Raw genomic sequence first — 17,144 nt, 5'->3', positions numbered from 1 at the left:
ATAAAAACCCATCATAAATAATACCATAAAGGCAATTTAAAGAGGATATTTATGAAAGTTGTATGTTGTAAGAACTGTGGTGCCAAATACCAACTCGATGATAATGACGATATTTCATCATTCGAATGTTCTTCATGTGCAGGAGACTTAGAACTTTTAGAAGATTATTCTAATAGCCAATCATCCTCCAGCTCAGGTATTTTAAGCTCAATAAAATATGATAATTCGCAGATTGTTCAATGTGAAGATTGCGGATTGAAATATAAAATAAAAGCCAGCGACAATATACTTGACTATGAATGTGACAGCTGCGGAGGTTCTTTAAGATATCTTGACTCAGAAATGAATAAAGAATTGGATCAATACATTGATGAGAGAAAAAAAGAACTTGCGGAAATTAGAAAAAATCAAAGTGAAACTCCAGAAATTGAAGAGCAAGCAGAAGATAACGCACGCTCCATAAAATCCATTACTGATAAGCTTGAAAATTTCTTCTCAGAAGATCAGATGCAAAAAATTGCAGAAGAAGAGCTTGAAGAAGAAAGAATGCAAGTTGAAAATAATACTAGAACAGCTAGGACCACTATTCCGGAACCGGTCTTATCAAAATTCGGTAAAGAATTTGCCCTTCCAAAAACTAATGATTATAATATCCTGAAAGAATTCCTTAAAGACGAATTCTTCAAAGGAATGAAAGTATATTATCAAACTCCTGAAAAGGAAACGAAAGGCAGACTCGATGGAATTTTAGATAAAATTTCAATCAAAGAACCTGGAGACGGAATCGTTTCAACAGACAAGCTAAATGATGACGGTCCTGATTTTGATATCAAAAATTTAAATACAGACCAATATGTCATCATTGCAGGTGTTGTAATATTTGTTTTAAGTATAATTGAAGTTGTATTTGTCAATAGTGGAATAGGGCTTGCAGCTTTATTGATAGGAATAGTCATTATAGCTTATGGACTTTATAGAACAAGAGATACTCAAGAAACTACTATCAGAACAAGAATCATCAGAGAACACTTGTTAAGTTTACCTGAAGACTATTATGTTTTCTATAATGTCAAAACCCCAACTTCACCTGTTGGAATTAACCACGTTGTTGTTGGACCTACAGGAATCTATGCACTCCTTTCTCAAAAGTATAATCCTAAAAATAGATTAAATTCTGAAAATGAGAATATAGAATTAATTAAATCAGCCGAAAAAGACCAGGAGAGATTTGAAATCACAAATGTGGGAAATCAAAAACTCTTCAAATACACTACAAAACAGGCTAAATTCTCACAGGACAATGCTATTAAACAAAAAGCATTGACTCTAGGAGAAGATTTGATTAATTTCCTCAATGAAAACAATATCAGAAACTGTTTTGTTGAACCATTGGTAGGTTTCATTAATAATGAGGTTGTTGTCATAAATATGCCTTTGACTGACGAAGACTTATTTATTGACGAATTATTAAATACAATTCAGACCAGTACAATTAAATTAAATTCTGAAACCATTGATAAATGTGCAGTGCTTTTAAGCAAATATTCTGCAGATTGTTCTTCAGAATTTTAATTTTAATTCTTTTTTTAATTTAAAAATAGATAAAAAGAAGATTTACTCTTCTTTAAGTTTTTTAGAACATACATCCCATTTATACCTGTAATCCTTAGGCAGTACTGAGAAGTTATTCGCTTTGCTGAAGTATTTTTCAGCTTCGAAATAATCTTTCTGATCGAAAAATATCAGTGCTTTTCCGCATAAAGCTTCAAAGTTCTTTTCATCAATGTTTAATACGGAATCATATACCTTAAGCGCATATCCAATATCTCCTTTTGAATTATATGCTTTAGCGATATATAATCTGGCATCAACATAATCTTCATTTAAAGCCAAACAGTTAATTAACTCTTCAATAGCTTCATCATATCTTTCCAAATTAAATAATGCTCTTCCTTTCAGATAATATGCTTCCCAATTAAGTTCATCAACAAGCAACGCCTTATTACACAGATAGATGACTCTTTGGTTATCACCGGAGTTTTCCAGTTTACTTCGGGCTCTGTTAATATAGATGATATCTCTATTCAAAGCTTTTTTGGAGTTTTTAGAAAAATCATCCAATGCATCTTCAACATCGAGTTCATCAAACATTTGGATAGTTTCCTTTTTTATTCTATCTACATCACTTATGAACTGGTTGAAAATTGATTCTAGAAAATGTTCTGTGTCTTCAGGACTTTTGAATTCTTTTCCGCATTCGGGACAGAATTTTTCAAATCCTTCTAATTTATATCCACATTCGTAACAAAATTTCATAGACAACACCAATTATTAATTAAACACAAGTTATTAATAAATGTTACTCTTATTCAAACATATCAAAATCAATTAGAGTGTCCTCTTCGATGTCTACCAAAGCCGTTTTTCCAACGACTTCATCCAATTTATCGGGAGATATTCCAATTCCCGGCCTTTTGAATGCTAAAATGTCTCTGGAAATTACATCTCCTTTTTTAATTGATTTTGTAAGAACTATTGAGCGTCTTTCAGCACGGCGTGTGGATGATTCGTAAATTAACGGCTGTTTGTTTTTCATACCTCTGATTTGAGATAAAAATCCGATGTTTGTTTTGAAAGTCATTACGTCTTCCGGATCCATTGAATGAATGTGGTCATCCCCCGGAAGGGATTTGTCTAGAGTGAAATGTTTTTCAATGACAACTGCACCATAATTGTATGCTGTTGTTAATACAAACATGTTTGAGTCAGATATTGTGTGGTCAGAATAGCCTATTTCATAATCTGGAAAATTTTGAGCCAAATCCTTAATCATTGCCAGATTGGCATCCTGATAATTTGTTGGAAATGATAATATGCTGTGCATTATTGCAATGTCAACTGTTGATACATCTTCAATAGCTCTGACAGCATGTTTTACCTCATTTAATGTTGCGCCACCTGTGGACAATAGAATTGGTTTGTTCTTTCCTGCAATATACTGAATAAAAGGAATATTCGTTAAGTCGGAGGATGATAAAGGATAGATATCCATAAACTCATCAAGATAATCTGCAGATTCTGTATCGAGAGGTGTTGATAAGAATTTTATGCCAATTTCATTACAGTAATCAGCCAATTGGCGAAATTCATCATGTCCGAACTCATCATATTTTTTAAACAAATCAAAGAGTGAAGCCAGATATTCATCATCCAAATTTTGGACTTTTTTAGAAACGATGTTTTCTGTTTTATATGACTGGAATTTCACCGCATCTATTCCGCACTTTTTAGCTTCCAGAATCATCAGTTTGGCAGCATCCATCAGTGACAGTTCTTCTTTTTCAGCGATATCATAATAGTTTACACCGATATCCGCTATCAAATATGGATTTTTGTGAAAAATCTTCATAATTTCACCTATTTTCTTTAAAATTCACGGGTCCAATATCTCTCTTCCACAACAGAACGGATATTTTCATAACCATGTTTCAAATCAACCTTTTTCATCAGATTGCTCATATTCTGTCTTAATTCAAAATCCTGCCATACGATTTTGAACTGGTTAGCAATATCCTCATCAGACAACGTATCTGCAAGACCCATATTGATAAATCCGTTATTGTGACTTCCGAATGCATGAGTCTGTTCACGTCCGTTTTGACAGATACAGATACATGGAGTTCCTATACAGCAGACCTCATACATCGTTCTTCCGGCAGAAGTAATTACAATATCTGCTTTTAACATAAAGTCCCCGACATTATTTACGTCAGAATATATCTGAACATTGTTGGTCAATTCATATTTTTCAATAAGCTCTGATTTATAAGAGAATCTGTTTTCTAAAACCACGTTTATTCTTCCGGCATATCCTGTTGCCAGAACTGAATCCAATACCTTTTCAGTGAGATTAGCCTCATCACTACCTTCAAATGTAATCAGCACATTATTCACTTCAGGACCGACAATTTTGGAAGGTAAAAAGTAGAATTCGTCTTTTAAAATATAATATTTTGATCCTGAGAATATATTTCCAAATCCTCCGTCATGCTCGTACAATGCATCGAACACAACATCAGCATCTTCTGAGCCCATGCCTATGTCCTCAAAATTAACTACAAAATATCCAGACTCTTTTAAGTGAGCAACATACTCTTTTGTGGTGTCGAGTATATCATTGATAACAATTTGAGGATGATATTCTTTTAATAATTTAAATAATTCGTCTTTACCGTCGAATAACTTGAATGGGTGCTTGAACTTTTCAACAGTGTTTATGCCCAACTCATAATTTTCATCGATTAAGAACATGAAGTCATCGATGAACAGCTTTGACGCCAGGGAAAGGCTTCTGTAAATGTGATTAGAATCCATTTCATCTTGGGGCTTAACAACAATAGCCATTTTTTTCTTATTAATATAATGTTCAGCAATCCACCAGTCCTCATGAGTTTCAATGCTCAAACTTTCTTCACCTGAAAGCTCGATTAACCGGACATTATTACCTAATCTTGAGTTAGGGGTTAAAAATCCACGTCTTGTAGCGAAAATACTTCCGGTTTCCTTAAATTCCCTTGGAAGATATTGGTCATTGACCCTTTCAGAATATAACGGGAAAAAGCGATTGCTCTCTTCGTTGAAACCCCATCGCAAGTGCTTATCTTCCACAACAGAAATGACAGTGTCGACATCAAAACTCTCAAACTGTTGTATGGCTCTATCGAGCGTTTCCACTTTCAGGAGAGGAGAAGTCGGCTGCAGGGTAATTACAATATCATATTCATCGAAAGCCTGTTTTTCTTTTTGAACTGTTGCATCAAAAACAACCGGGTCAATCGGGATTCTATCTCCCGCCAAATCTGGAGAGCGCCTAATTATGCTTGCTCCAAATTTTTCTGCAATAATTGAAATTTCTGAGTCTTCGGTAGATACAACGACATCATCAACATATTGAGAGGATTTGGCTATATCAATAGCATAGGAAACCAAAGGCCTGTCAGCAAGCAAACGAATGTTTTTGCGCGGAATTCCTTTTGAACCTCCCCTTGCCGGAATAACTACCAAAATTTTATTGTTGTTAAACATACGAATCACAAAGTTAATATAAAAAATTTAATTAATATCCTATAATTAATATTAATATAATATAATATTAAATCTTTGGTGTTAAAATGAAAAATATGTCAAAAGAATTATTAGATAGAATTAACGATTTAGCAACACCCGTTAAGATAATGCACGTCTGCGGTTCACACGAACATACAATCATGGAAAATGGAATCAGAAGCCTGCTGCCTGACGAAGTGGAAATTGTTGCAGGTCCAGGATGTCCTGTTTGTGTTGTCCCTTCTCGTGAGATAGACGAATGTTTGGAACTGGTTGAAAAAGGAGTGACAATCACAACCTTTGGAGACATGTTAAGAGTTCCGGGTTCAAACGGATCACTTGCAGATGCAAAAGCTGAAGGTGGAGATGTTAGAATTGTTTATGGAATAAATAAAGCAATTGAAATAGCTGAAAAAGAAGATAATGATGTGGTATTTATGGCGGCCGGTTTTGAAACAACCGCACCGACCACAGCAGCAGAACTGCTTTCAACACCTCCTGAAAACTTCTCAGTATTGTCCTGCCACAGACTGATACCTCCGGCAATTGACTTTTTAATCAATTCCGGTCAGACCAGCCTGAACGCACTGATTCAACCGGGACACGTTTGTACAATCATCGGAACCAGACCTTTCGAATATTTTTCCACAGATTTTGGTATTCCACAGGCTGTTGCCGGATTTAACCCATTAGACATTTTAATGTCAGTTTATATGATTTTAAGACAGATTCATAATGAAACACCAAAAATTGATAATGAATATGCAAGAGCAGTTAAAGAGGAAGGAAATGAAATTGCAACAAAAATGATTGATGATGTCTTTGACGTTGCAAGCAGAGAATGGAGAGGATTTCCTAAAATACCTAATTCAGTCCTGGAGATAAAGGACGAATTTGCAGAATTCAATGCCCGTGAAAAATACGATATCGAAGTTAAGGATGTTAAGGAAGCACCGAAAGGATGTATCTGCGGACCAATCTTAAGAGGCCTTAAAAGACCTGAAGACTGTAAATTATTTAGAAACGAATGCAATCCGCTTCACCCTATCGGAGCATGTATGGTAAGTAAAGAAGGAACCTGTAACATAGCACACAGATATTCAAGAGGTTAAATCATGAAAATAGAAGCAATAGCTGTTGATATTGACGGGACTATAACTGACGATACAAGAAAAATATGCATCTCAGCAATCGAATCCCTTAGGGCTGCTGAAGATAAAGGCATTCCAACAATAATCGTTACAGGAAACGTTGTCAATTACGCATATGCAGCAGAAGTTCTGATTGGCTGCAGCGGAGGACTTGTAGCTGAAAACGGAGGAATGATTTTCAAGGAAGGCTATAATGACAATGCCGTTGAGATACTTGTGAACAGGGAGTATATCGAAAATGCAGACAAGCACCTGAAAGAGAAACTTGGTGATGAATACGCTAAAAATGCTTCACATGACAATAACTACCGTGCAACTGAAATCGTATTTTACAAAACAATTAAAAAAGAAATGATTGAAGATGCTTTAAAGGATTATGAACATGTAGATGAACTGGAAATCTACGACAGTGGCTTTGCGCTTCATGTTACCGACAAAAGAGTGAATAAGGGAAGTTCACTCAGAAGATTATGTGAACAGAATGGAATCAATATGGAAAACGTGATGGCCATTGGTGACAGCGAAAACGATGAGGAATTCCTAAAAGAAGCAGGCGTCAAAATAGCTGTCGGAAATGCCGATGACTCACTGAAAAAAATCAGCACATATGTCTGTGAAAACAATTTCGGAGACGGCGTTGCAGAAGCTATCACTAAATTTGCATTGGAGGAATAAAATGATATACGAAATTGCCGATAAATGCGTTAAGGAAGTTGAAAAACTATCCGACGATTGGGAAATTTATATAGCCAGCAGCGAATGCATTGAAGTTGAATCCAAAAGAGACATTTTAAATTTCGCCAAAGAAGAAATCGAAAGTGGAGTTGGAATCCGCATTCTTAAAGACAACAAAATGGGTTTTGCTTACACTTCAGATTTGGATAAGATTTCCGAAACCGCACAGAAAGCCCTTGACAATGCAAAACTAAATAAAGTTGATGAAAATTATGAATTTGCAGCTGCTGGAGACGTTAAGGAAGTTAAAGGAACATATGATAAAAGCTATGATGATTTAAGTCTTGACGAATGCTGTGAATTTTTAGAAAATATCATTGCAAGGTCAAAGGAAAATTACTGTGAAATAACATCCACAGGATTTTCTGCAATGAAAGAATCAGATTTAATAATGAATTCCAATGGAGTGTCCATTTACGATGAAGGCACTGGATTCAGCGGCGGATTATCCGTTAATATTGAAAAGGACGGGCAATTTGCAACTGCATATGACTACGTATCATCAAGAAAACTGGATTTGGAATATGAACAATTGACTGATAACGTCTGCCAGCTGGCTCATGACTCACTCAATCCTAAATCTATTGAGACTAAAGACTGTGATGTTGTTTTGGATTATTATGCTGCATCAGGACTTCTTTCAACATTCATTCAAGGATTTATCGGAGAAAATGTTTTAAGGGGAAGATCTGTTCTTCACGATAAGGTTGGTGAAGAAATTACTGACTCAAACCTATCCATTACAGATGACCCATTGCTTGAAGGAGCTATGGGAACCTGCAAAGCAGACGGTGAAGGAACCGCTTCACAAAAAACAGCACTGGTTGAAGACGGTGTCTTAAAATCATTCATATATGACATTTACACTGCAAATAAGGCAGGTTGTAAAACCACTTCAAACGGTTATAGAGGATCTTATTTATCAACTCCGGGCATTTCCCCATCAAATCTGGTCTTTAACTTTAAAAATGAGGTTGCATTGGATGAAATCGACAGCGGAGTTCTAACCACAAGTGTTTTGGGAGCACATACTGCAAATCCGATTTCAGGTGACTTTTCAGTAGAGGCCAACAACGCATTCACTATTGAAAATGGAGAAATCTGCGATGGAGTTAAAAAGGCAATGATTTCCGGAAACATATATGAGCTTATGAAAAAATGTGATGGTCTTAAATCCGAAATAAAGCAAAAAGGACCATTCATCATTCCAAAACTGCTTGTTCATGACCTGAAAGTGATTGGATTGTAGGGATTAATATGAATAACATCAAAGAATTACTTGAAATACATCCGAGTGAAGTTACACAAGAGGACAATGACGCATTGATTGAAGAAATCATGAATGCTCAGCTGATTATGCCCATAGAGATAACAACAGACCTTAATTTTGATGACGTTACTGTCGGGGATACAATCCAATTTGAAGATGGATTGCGCTTCAAGCCTTTAAAAATTGCAAATGATGCCGGAGACATATTCATTCCATTATACACTGATGACGATGAGGTTCACGGCCACACATCTGCAATTGACATTCAAACTTCAAGTCTGGCAGATATGATTGACGATAATCCTGAAAATATAAATGGTGTGGTTATCAATCCATTCAGCGAATATAGTGTTGAAATACCGATGGATTCATTTTTAAAATTGTTTGAAAAAGAAAAAGATTAAATTTTATTTAACTTTTTCTTATATCTTTCCAAAGCATTGTCAGTATAACTGGAAGTGGCATGCTTGGATGTTAATTCTTTAGAATCATCAAAAAACTTTTCTTTTGATTTGATTACCTTATCAATGTCTTTTTCAAGCTGACTGATTCTATTATCAAAAGATTTTTCTGTTCTCAATATGTTGACATTTGTTTTTCTAGAAAGCCTTTCAATTTCCTTATCTACATCAAAATCTTTTTCTGACATTTTATCACCTTACATTTCAATAATAGGCAATTGAATTTCTGTAATAAATTCATTTTCATTGTCACAGTTGTGGAAGCTTTTTATTAGTATTTCTTTTGGAGATCCGATGATATCATAGTTGTTTTTTTGGGAAACGTCAACCAGTTTCTGATATGTGTCCATAATGTTTTCGATTGGTCCTTCATGGATACCTGTCAACATTTTATGTTCAACCATGTCAACGACACGGATAATGTCCTTTTCATCGGCATCTTCTTTTAGAACGATTCCTACATCATAAACCGCATCACCTTCATTTACTTCATGTCTTGGTGAGTAATAGACAATGAAAGGTTCGCCTTCAACTTGAACTTCTTCTGCTTCTGTCCAGCCCATGAGTTTAGAGACTAAAATGTCTAAATCTTCGATTGGACCTTTGTAATTAATGACCGCTAATTTTTGATCTGGAATAATTTTGATTTCATGTTCCATACTTACACCTTAATTATTATTTTATTTCAATTGAATAAATAAACTTCTACTTCCTCTCCTTCATCTAAGAGTTCTACTGATTTTTCTACTTTTACATAACCGTCGGCACTTGATAGGGAAAATATAGCTCCTGAATCCTTGAATATCGGCTGTACATCACTGCCGTTTACTTTCACCAATTGGTATTGCATACGTCCTACAGGAGAGTGGATTCTTCTTGTCATGACTCCTTTGACTATTTTTTGCTCAAATTCCTTTTCAATTCCGGCAACTTTGGTCAATGGTGGTGCTACAAATGCATTGAATATCATTAATGCTGAAACAGGATTTCCCGGAAGACCTATGATTAGTTTTTCATTGATTACACCTACAATTGTCGGTTTTCCCGGCTGAACTGAAATTCCGTGAATGTGAACTTCACCCAATTCATCCATAACGTGCTTTATGATGTCTCCAAGACCTGCGGAAGTTCCTCCGGAACATAATAAGATATCCACATCATCCAATGATTCCTGAATCTTTTCCTTTACCTGGTCGTAGTTATCACGGACAACACCTAAAAATCTTGCATCCGCACCGCAGGAAATTGCATCGTTTTTAATCATGTTTCCGTTAACGTCATAGATTTTACCGAATGGCAATTCCTCGCCCTGCATGGTGATTTCATTTCCGGATGATATGACTCCGACAGTAGGCTTTTTGTAAACTTCAATGGTTTTAAATCCCTGTGACAACAATACTCCAATCTTACCAGGAGTTAAGACATCACCTTTTTTAAGGATTAATTTGCCTTCTTCGATGTCTGAGCCTTTTTTAGCGATATCCTGAGAAGGTGTTGCGCTTGTAAAGAGATTGACCTTGTCGTCGAATTTTTCGCAGTATTCCACCATTACAACAGCATCTGCCCCTTCAGGCACTGCTGCTCCGGTACTGATTTCAATACATTTTCCTTTTTCAACATGCTTATCTGTAATTGAACCTGCTTCAAGAAAATCAATGACATCCAGAGTGTTTGGAGTCTCTTCGCTGGCACCATAAGTGTCCTCGGATAAAACTGCAAAACCGTCCTTTAAAGCCTTGTCAAAAGGAGGAAAATCCATTCTGCTGTAAACGTCATTGAACAGCACTCTGCCGTAAGCGTCTTCGCAGTTAATCTCTTCGCTTTCCGGCCTGCAGTATTTGTCAAACAAATCTTGAATAATGTCCTGTGCTTCATCGCACTCTTTTATTTTTAAAAATTCAGTTCCCATTTCAACACCATTTTTGTAAAATCAATAAATTAATATATAGTATATTTATAAATATATAAATAATTTATATAAATTGTGATAAGTTATCTTAAAATTTTGGAGGAGAGTATTTGTCTAAACCTAATAATAATCAACAAGAGTACAGAAGAGTTAGAACACCTAAAAAGGGAGAAATTCCTGGAGTAGTTGAACAAATCATGGGCCACGGTAAACTGAAAGTCCGATGCGCAGACGGACACATCAGAATGACCAGAATTCCGGGAAAAATGAAAAAACGTATTTGGATTCGTGAAGGAGACGTTATCCTTGTAAAACCATGGGATTTCCAATCCGATGAAAAAGGAGACGTAATTTGGAGATACACCAAAACAGAATCCAACTGGCTTGAAAGAAAAGGTTACTTAAAAATGTAACCACACCATTCACTTTTTTTACTGATTTTAATGGATCCTAAAGTAGCTAAAGCAGACGCAAAACACCAAAAACTTCATTCACAGAAAAGAAAAAAAGACAGTGAAGATAGGAAAGTTGGTAACGAGATTTTTGATAAACTGACTTTGGAGACTCTGTATAAAATAGCTAATCAGGGATACATTGATGTTTTAAACGGAGCCATAAGTACAGGCAAGGAAGCCAATGTGCTTACAGGCATAAATAAGGATGAAAAATTTGTAGCTGTTAAAATTTACAGGATAGCTACTTCTGATTTTAAAAAGATGAACTACTATCTTAATGGGGATCCGAGATTTAACGTGAAAACTAAAAATAAACGTAAAATCATCTATTCCTGGGTTACCAAGGAGTATAAAAACCTTAAAAGACTCTATGATGCTGGAGTCAATGTCCCCGAACCTTACACAAGTTCAAATAATGTGTTGCTGATTGAGTTTATTGGAGATGAAAACGGAAATCCTGCACAGCCAGTTAAGAACCGGAACCCTGAAAATCCAGATGAATTCTGGAACAAACTGCTTGTTGAACTTAAAAAATTCGTAAATGATGCCAAACTGGTTCATGGAGATTTATCCAACTACAACATATTAAATAAGGATGAAAATCCTGTGATAATTGATGTATCCCAGTCAGTGGTTCTTGACAATCCAATTTCAAAAGAACTGCTTGAAAGGGACATTAACACCTTAGTTAATGAATATACAAGATTGGGTGTGAAAACTAGTTTCGAAGAAGTTTGGGAATATGTTAATCCTAAGTTTTAATAATTAATCACATTAATTATTCTATCGGTTCACCATCAAAAACACGATATAATTTTTCATTACATTTAGGGCATTTCTTTTTATCTAATGAATTTAATTTAATTTTATTCTCACAAATAGGGCATTTAATTACTTTTTCAAAATGTTCATTTCTTAATATATCACTATCTTCAGATGCAAAATAAATATGAGTATAATTCTTAAATTCTAAAATTTTAAGTTTATCTTCTTCTGTAATTGTATCAACAAAATACGCATATTCTATATAATCTTCCTTATAATTATTAATAAGATTTTTAATTATATTCTGCACATGACTAATTGCTTCTTCTTTTGATTCAAAGTCATCATAATAAAACTTATCCATTTCCCAAATAGAGTTAAAATATCTTGGATTAGTATCAATTAGTTCAACGAATTTATTTTTTTCAACAAGTTGGAATCTTGTTTCAATATCCCCCAAATAATATTTTTTATCATTGCACTGTTTATTAATCAAATTATTATATATTACATTAATAATATCATTATTATTGTCACGACCCAAAATCAAATAAACCTTCAATGGTTTATTACAATTTGAACAAAAACTATAAAAGATGAATCCCCATATTCTTATATCTTCCTCATTCATTATGATTTTAAATAAAGAAATTGAAAGCTCATGTAATTTAGATTTTGATACTATAAATACAGTATCCTCTTCCAAGAATGTAGTATAACCACAATTTTTACAATATATCGGAACTGCTTCTGACATTATCCCAAATACCTATAAATTAATTCAAAATAAACTTTCTAAAAACTCTTTTAGTTCCGGAAGTTCTGTTTTCATAGTATTCCAAACCAAATGTTCAATTACACTTTCATAATCATGAGCATGAATATTCCTCATTGCTTTTAGGCTATTCCATGCAATATTTGGATATTGGTCTTTGAATTCATCGGATAATCTGCCAATATATTCTCCAATTTGAATGATGTTAAATGCACATGCTCTTTGGTAATGGTCGTTTTCTAAGTATTCATTAAAGTCATCTCCAAAATATTCTATGTCACTTGCAGTTGCTTCACAATAATGGATGATACATTTAATATTTTTTTCATCTTTAGCGTTCATAAATTATAACCACATCTTTTTTAATTTTATTTAAAAAACTTTTATTATAGCTACATGCTGAAACTAAATCAACATGGCATTTAAATTCTTCTTCCAGATCCTGGACGAATGACATATATTTAATTAAAGAAGTCACATCGCCATCATCCATGATAAAATCCAAATCACTACCATCTCTTGCTTCATTTCTGGCATAAGATCCGAAAAGACATAGTCTATTTACACCATGTTTAATAGCTATTGGAGTTGTTCTTTTTGTGATTTCTTCAATTGTTAATATCATATAAACACCTAGAAAAATCTAATTAAAACTATGGTTCATATAAAATAAATATTTTTTTATCAAAGATAAAATTAGTAAAATTAATTAAATAATGTTATTATAAAAATAGCCATTCTAATTCTAAAAAAAGAAAATCCTGAGGAATAACCTCAAGAGTTTAATTGATTAACTGTTTTAAGTCATTTCTGATGATGGAAGTTGCATCAAATCCTTTGATGGCGTCAACCATTTCAGGGAATTTTGATTTTGGAATTAAAACATTGATTTGTGAAAAGTCAGATCCCGGAGTTAAAGTAGGTTCATCAGCACAAAGCCTATTTTCAATCAGATAATTGGAAACCTCTTCGATTTTATTGTTTGCAATGTTGAATTTTACATCAAAATATGCTTTTGCAGTTATTGCACCTAACAATTGCTCATAAATCATTTTAGCCTTTTCAAGCTTTTCTTCGCTGCATTTTTCACTTGCATAAAGTCCTGCTGATGAGTGAAGAATTGTTTCGATTTCTTTTAGGCCTGCTTTTCTTAGGCTGCTTCCGGTTTGGGTATTGTCCACAATCAAGTCAGCACCTTTTGCAATGTATACTTCTGTAGCACCGTCTGAATTGATGACCTGTACCATTTCATTGTCCCCATCGGTCAGACCTCTGACCTGTACGAACGGCACGGAATCACCATAGATTTCCTGATAAGCTTCGTTTTCCATGAAGAATTTTCTGGTCAGGTTTGGATATTCAGTGAAACATAATATTGGAGTTTTCCTATCTTTGTTTGCTCTGAAAAAGTCTGATAAGTTGTCGTAAGGTGATTCTTTAGGAAGTGCTACAATAAGACGGGTTTTTCCATAGTCCAAATCACCGAGCTTGATGGTGTTTGTTTTTCTTAAAACGGATTCTTCCTTAATCCAGTCCTCACCGACAATAGCTATGTCGACCATTCCCCTGTTCAGTTCCACAGGAGTGGATTGGGGACGGGTGAGAAAAGCTACGATATCTTCATCATTTAAGATTTCTATTTCATAAGACTCATCGCCAGGTTCATATCCTTTAACTTCATAACCGGCATCTACAAAGAGCTGATGAGTATTTCCTCTTTTTACATTATTCAAACTTCCTTTCGGAAGACCTAATATTATTTTATCATTCATGTTAATACCTAGATAACTAGTATAATTTTTAAAATATATTAAATTAATTATCGAAATGCCAAATTATATAAGCCACCAGCAAGTAAAAGATTATAAATAGAATTTTTTACAAATAATTAACTAACGAAGGTGATAAAAATGCCTGAAACAGATTATTTAAAAATACCTCAAAACAGAGTCGGTGCCTTAATCGGCCCTAATGGAGAAGTTAAGAAATCCATTGAAAAATTGACCGGCACAATACTTGATATTGATAGTGATGATGGGACTGTTTATATCACTCCCCGTGAGGATATGGAAGATCCTTTAGGTGTTTGGAACGCCAATCATATCGTGAAAGCTATCGCACGTGGTTTTAATCCGGAAATTGCCAAAAAACTGATTCATGATGACATTTATCTTGAGATTATGAAATTGCCGTTGTATGTGGGCAAATCCAAAAAGGCTCTCGCAAGATATAAAGGCAGAATCATAGGTAAAAACGGCAAAACACGTGAACTTATCACTGAACTGGCCGAAGTCGATATGGCCGTTTATGGCAAAACCGTTTCCATTATTGGTGAAATGGACAATGTTATGGTTGCAAAAGAAGCTGTTGAAATGCTTCTTAACGGTTCCAGACACAAGTCCGTTTACGGATTTTTGGAAAACAAGAAAGAAACACTCAAGCTCAAGGAGTTCAAGGATCTTGTCGGAATTCATGATGACAAGATTGAGTTCAAGGACGGAATTGAGTTTGACGAAGAAACACTTCAGTAACATTTTACATGTTACTGATTTAATTTTTTTTACCTCACCATTAAAATAATGATTCCAAATTGAAAAATTATCGATAGGAATAGCAAACTATTATATACTTCAACCAACATATATAGGTAACATAGTGCAAAAACTATATTTTCTACAATTTTTATTATTAATTTAATGCATATTTATCAACGACACAGATAGTGTACTGTAAAAATATTACTGTTCAAATGCTCTCGGGTTCGTTTTATATATCTATTAAATAAATAATTTTATTATATAAATTTAAGGAGGAAAACAATTTGGCTCAACAACAAGTAGGACTAGATTGGGATGAAGACTTTCAACGCTTAACACCATCACAGTTCTTTCGTAAAAATAAGCAGATGTTAGGTTTTACAGGTAAAATCCGTTCATTAACTATTGTTTTTCACGAACTGATTACAAACAGTTTTGACGCAGCCGAAGAAGCTGGAATATTACCTGACATAGATATTGAATTGAAACGTGTTGATAAAGAACACTACATATTAAGACACAAGGATAACGGACCTGGAATCCCTGAGGATTACGTTATGCAGGTATACTGTACAATGTTTGCAGGATCCAAATTCAGAAACATCCAGTCCAGAGGACAGCAGGGTTTAGGTTGTAGTGGTTGTGTATTATTATCACAGATGACTACAGGTAAACCTGCCCGAGTAATTTCATGCTACAAGGATGGAGATGAAATCAAAGGAGTTAAAATGAAGTTCCAGATGGATGTGGAAAACAACACAGGTATCCTAATGGAAAGGGAAGACTATCCTGCAGAAGCGACCGGTGTGTGCATCGAACTGCAGTTCAAGGAAGTTTCATACTCCATGGCGGAACAGGGTGCTTTCGAATACATCAGAAGAACAATGATCGGAAACCCTCATGCCAGAATCACATTCAGAGACCCTACAGGACACAAATACATCTTTAAAAGAGCAGCAGATGTTGTTCCTGTACAGCCAAAAGAAGTATTGCCACACCCTAAAGGTGTAAGCGCAGACGACTTAATGACAATGGCTAAAAACACCGACAAAAGAAGATATAAAAGCATGCTTACATCTTCAATGTCAAGGATGTCCAACAAAAGGGCTGACGAAATAGCTGAAATGACCGGAATTGACATGAACAAACGTCCTAAGGACATGACATTCCCTGAAGCTGAAGCTATCGTTCACTGCTTCAAGAAAATGAAATTCATGGCACCTCCAACCGACGGACTCATACCAATCGGATCAGAACAGATTGAAAAAGGTATGAAACAAATCCTCAAGCCTGAATTCGTAACAACAATCACAAGAAAACCTGTTACCTACGCAGGAGGTGTATCCTTCATTATTGAAGCAGGTCTTGCTTACGGAGGAGATTCCGGTAGAAGAGTTAACGAACAGAGAAAATCCGAAATCATGAGATTCGCTAACAGAGTTCCACTGACTTTCGATGCAGGAAGCTGTGCTATTACAGAAGCTTTAAAAAGCATTGACTGGAAACGTTACGGTCTTAAAGACCTGGACAATACCCCATTAACTTTATTTGTTAACATTATTTCAACCCAGGTTCCTTACCTGTCAACAGGTAAACAGAGTGTTTCACCGGAACCTGAAATCGTTCAGGAAATCAGACAGGCAACCATGAAACTGGCTCGTCAGCTTCAAAAACACATCAGAGCTAAAAGAGCAGCTAAAGAAAAAGAAAAACGTTCCAAAGTATTTGAAGAATACGTTCCTGTTATTATCGAAGAAGCTGCAAAACTTGGTGAAACCGGAGTGCCTGAGTATCAGGAAGTCCTCGCTAAGGTAACCAAAAGAGCTCTTGCCGAACTGCTCGGTGAAAAAGTTGAAGAAGAAGAGGAAGAAGAAGAACTTGATGCAATCATCATGGAAGAGCTTGATGAGCACGGATATGCAGTGGATGAAGAACATAGTAATCTCAACTTCGATGAAGACGAAGATGAAGAGGATGAAG

The 17,144-nt window shown here is 35.1% G+C and carries 19 protein-coding genes; 9 read left to right on the top strand and 10 right to left on the bottom strand.

What is annotated here, in order from left to right; genetic code table 11:
* The first annotated feature begins 51 nt into the window (after positions 1–51).
* Entirely contained in the window at positions 52–1,572 is a 1,521-nt protein-coding gene (locus IJQ68_RS07360; protein WP_292798749.1) for an NERD domain-containing protein, read from the top strand.
* Positions 1,573–1,614: 42 nt separating this feature from the next.
* Here IJQ68_RS07360 and IJQ68_RS07355 read toward each other — a convergent pair whose 3' ends face one another.
* From IJQ68_RS07355 to IJQ68_RS07345, 3 genes are read right to left on the bottom strand one after another with little or no spacing between them, the layout of a single operon-like run.
* Positions 1,615–2,316, bottom strand: coding sequence for a tetratricopeptide repeat protein (locus IJQ68_RS07355; RefSeq protein ID WP_292798747.1), 702 nt, complete (start codon positions 2,314–2,316; stop codon positions 1,615–1,617).
* Positions 2,317–2,365: 49 nt separating this feature from the next.
* Positions 2,366–3,409, bottom strand: a complete 1,044-nt coding sequence (locus IJQ68_RS07350) for an N-acetylneuraminate synthase family protein (RefSeq protein ID WP_292798745.1) — start codon at positions 3,407–3,409, stop codon at positions 2,366–2,368.
* A gap of 17 nt (positions 3,410–3,426) precedes the next feature.
* The gene (locus IJQ68_RS07345) at positions 3,427–5,085 is read right to left on the bottom strand and encodes a cytidylyltransferase domain-containing protein (RefSeq protein WP_292798743.1); all 1,659 of its coding nucleotides are present in this window, start codon (positions 5,083–5,085) and stop codon (positions 3,427–3,429) included.
* A gap of 86 nt (positions 5,086–5,171) precedes the next feature.
* On the opposite strand from IJQ68_RS07345, the gene hypD reads away from it, so the two are divergent.
* From hypD to IJQ68_RS07325, 4 genes are read left to right on the top strand one after another with little or no spacing between them, the layout of a single operon-like run.
* Positions 5,172–6,218, top strand: coding sequence for a hydrogenase formation protein HypD (gene hypD, locus IJQ68_RS07340; RefSeq protein ID WP_292798741.1), 1,047 nt, complete (start codon positions 5,172–5,174; stop codon positions 6,216–6,218).
* Positions 6,219–6,221: 3 nt separating this feature from the next.
* Positions 6,222–6,932 carry a phosphoglycolate phosphatase gene (locus tag IJQ68_RS07335; protein WP_292798739.1) on the top strand — a complete coding sequence of 237 codons (711 nt, stop codon included), beginning with the start codon at positions 6,222–6,224 and terminating at the stop codon, positions 6,930–6,932.
* A gap of 1 nt (position 6,933) precedes the next feature.
* The gene (locus IJQ68_RS07330) at positions 6,934–8,241 is read left to right on the top strand and encodes a TldD/PmbA family protein (protein ID WP_292798737.1); all 1,308 of its coding nucleotides are present in this window, start codon (positions 6,934–6,936) and stop codon (positions 8,239–8,241) included.
* Positions 8,242–8,249: 8 nt separating this feature from the next.
* The gene (locus tag IJQ68_RS07325; protein WP_292798735.1) at positions 8,250–8,666 is read left to right on the top strand and encodes an SseB family protein; all 417 of its coding nucleotides are present in this window, start codon (positions 8,250–8,252) and stop codon (positions 8,664–8,666) included.
* Here IJQ68_RS07325 and IJQ68_RS07320 read toward each other — a convergent pair.
* The 3 genes from IJQ68_RS07320 to glp are packed head-to-tail and all read right to left on the bottom strand — an operon-like array spanning position 8,663 to position 10,632.
* The gene (locus IJQ68_RS07320) at positions 8,663–8,911 is read right to left on the bottom strand and encodes a hypothetical protein (RefSeq protein ID WP_292798733.1); all 249 of its coding nucleotides are present in this window, start codon (positions 8,909–8,911) and stop codon (positions 8,663–8,665) included. The genes IJQ68_RS07325 and IJQ68_RS07320 overlap by 4 nt on opposite strands.
* Positions 8,912–8,920: 9 nt before the next feature.
* On the bottom strand, positions 8,921–9,382 hold the full coding sequence (locus tag IJQ68_RS07315) for a GyrI-like domain-containing protein (RefSeq protein WP_292798731.1): 462 nt from the start codon (positions 9,380–9,382) through the stop codon (positions 8,921–8,923).
* 26 nt (positions 9,383–9,408) lie between these two features.
* A complete protein-coding gene (gene glp / locus IJQ68_RS07310) occupies positions 9,409–10,632 on the bottom strand; it encodes a gephyrin-like molybdotransferase Glp (protein WP_292798729.1) in 1,224 nt (407 codons plus the stop codon).
* A 110-nt stretch (positions 10,633–10,742) separates the two neighbouring features.
* Here glp and eif1A point away from each other — a divergent pair, with 110 nt between their 5' ends.
* Both eif1A and IJQ68_RS07300 read left to right on the top strand, forming a co-directional pair.
* Positions 10,743–11,045 carry a translation initiation factor eIF-1A gene (gene eif1A / locus IJQ68_RS07305; RefSeq protein ID WP_149731155.1) on the top strand — a complete coding sequence of 101 codons (303 nt, stop codon included), beginning with the start codon at positions 10,743–10,745 and terminating at the stop codon, positions 11,043–11,045.
* A gap of 30 nt (positions 11,046–11,075) precedes the next feature.
* Entirely contained in the window at positions 11,076–11,849 is a 774-nt protein-coding gene (locus IJQ68_RS07300; RefSeq protein ID WP_292798726.1) for a serine protein kinase RIO, read from the top strand.
* 16 nt (positions 11,850–11,865) lie between these two features.
* On the opposite strand, the gene IJQ68_RS07295 is transcribed toward IJQ68_RS07300, so the two are convergent.
* The 4 genes from IJQ68_RS07295 to IJQ68_RS07280 form a co-directional block, all read right to left on the bottom strand.
* Entirely contained in the window at positions 11,866–12,609 is a 744-nt protein-coding gene (locus IJQ68_RS07295) for a hypothetical protein (protein ID WP_292798724.1), read from the bottom strand.
* Positions 12,610–12,633: 24 nt separating this feature from the next.
* Positions 12,634–12,969 carry a DUF86 domain-containing protein gene (locus IJQ68_RS07290; protein WP_292798722.1) on the bottom strand — a complete coding sequence of 112 codons (336 nt, stop codon included), beginning with the start codon at positions 12,967–12,969 and terminating at the stop codon, positions 12,634–12,636.
* Positions 12,959–13,252, bottom strand: coding sequence for a nucleotidyltransferase family protein (locus IJQ68_RS07285; protein ID WP_292798720.1), 294 nt, complete (start codon positions 13,250–13,252; stop codon positions 12,959–12,961). Before IJQ68_RS07285 ends, IJQ68_RS07290 begins: the two co-directional genes overlap by 11 nt.
* A 157-nt stretch (positions 13,253–13,409) precedes the next feature.
* Positions 13,410–14,399: an ATP phosphoribosyltransferase gene (locus IJQ68_RS07280; protein ID WP_292798718.1), complete on the bottom strand. Its 990-nt coding sequence runs from the start codon at positions 14,397–14,399 to the stop codon at positions 13,410–13,412.
* 138 nt (positions 14,400–14,537) lie between these two features.
* Between IJQ68_RS07280 and IJQ68_RS07275 the strand changes: the two genes are divergently transcribed.
* A complete protein-coding gene (locus IJQ68_RS07275) occupies positions 14,538–15,158 on the top strand; it encodes a KH domain-containing protein (protein WP_292798716.1) in 621 nt (206 codons plus the stop codon).
* Between the two features lie 290 nt (positions 15,159–15,448).
* A partial coding sequence (gene top6B, locus IJQ68_RS07270; protein WP_292798714.1) for a DNA topoisomerase VI subunit B occupies positions 15,449–17,144 on the top strand: 1,696 nt, incomplete at its 3' end.

The sequence above is a fragment of the Methanobrevibacter sp. genome (assembly GCF_017447225.1).
Taxonomy (GTDB): Archaea; Methanobacteriota; Methanobacteria; order Methanobacteriales; family Methanobacteriaceae; genus Methanocatella.
Note: the sequence above shows the minus strand (reverse complement) of the source record. Positions and strands in the feature narration are given on the sequence as shown.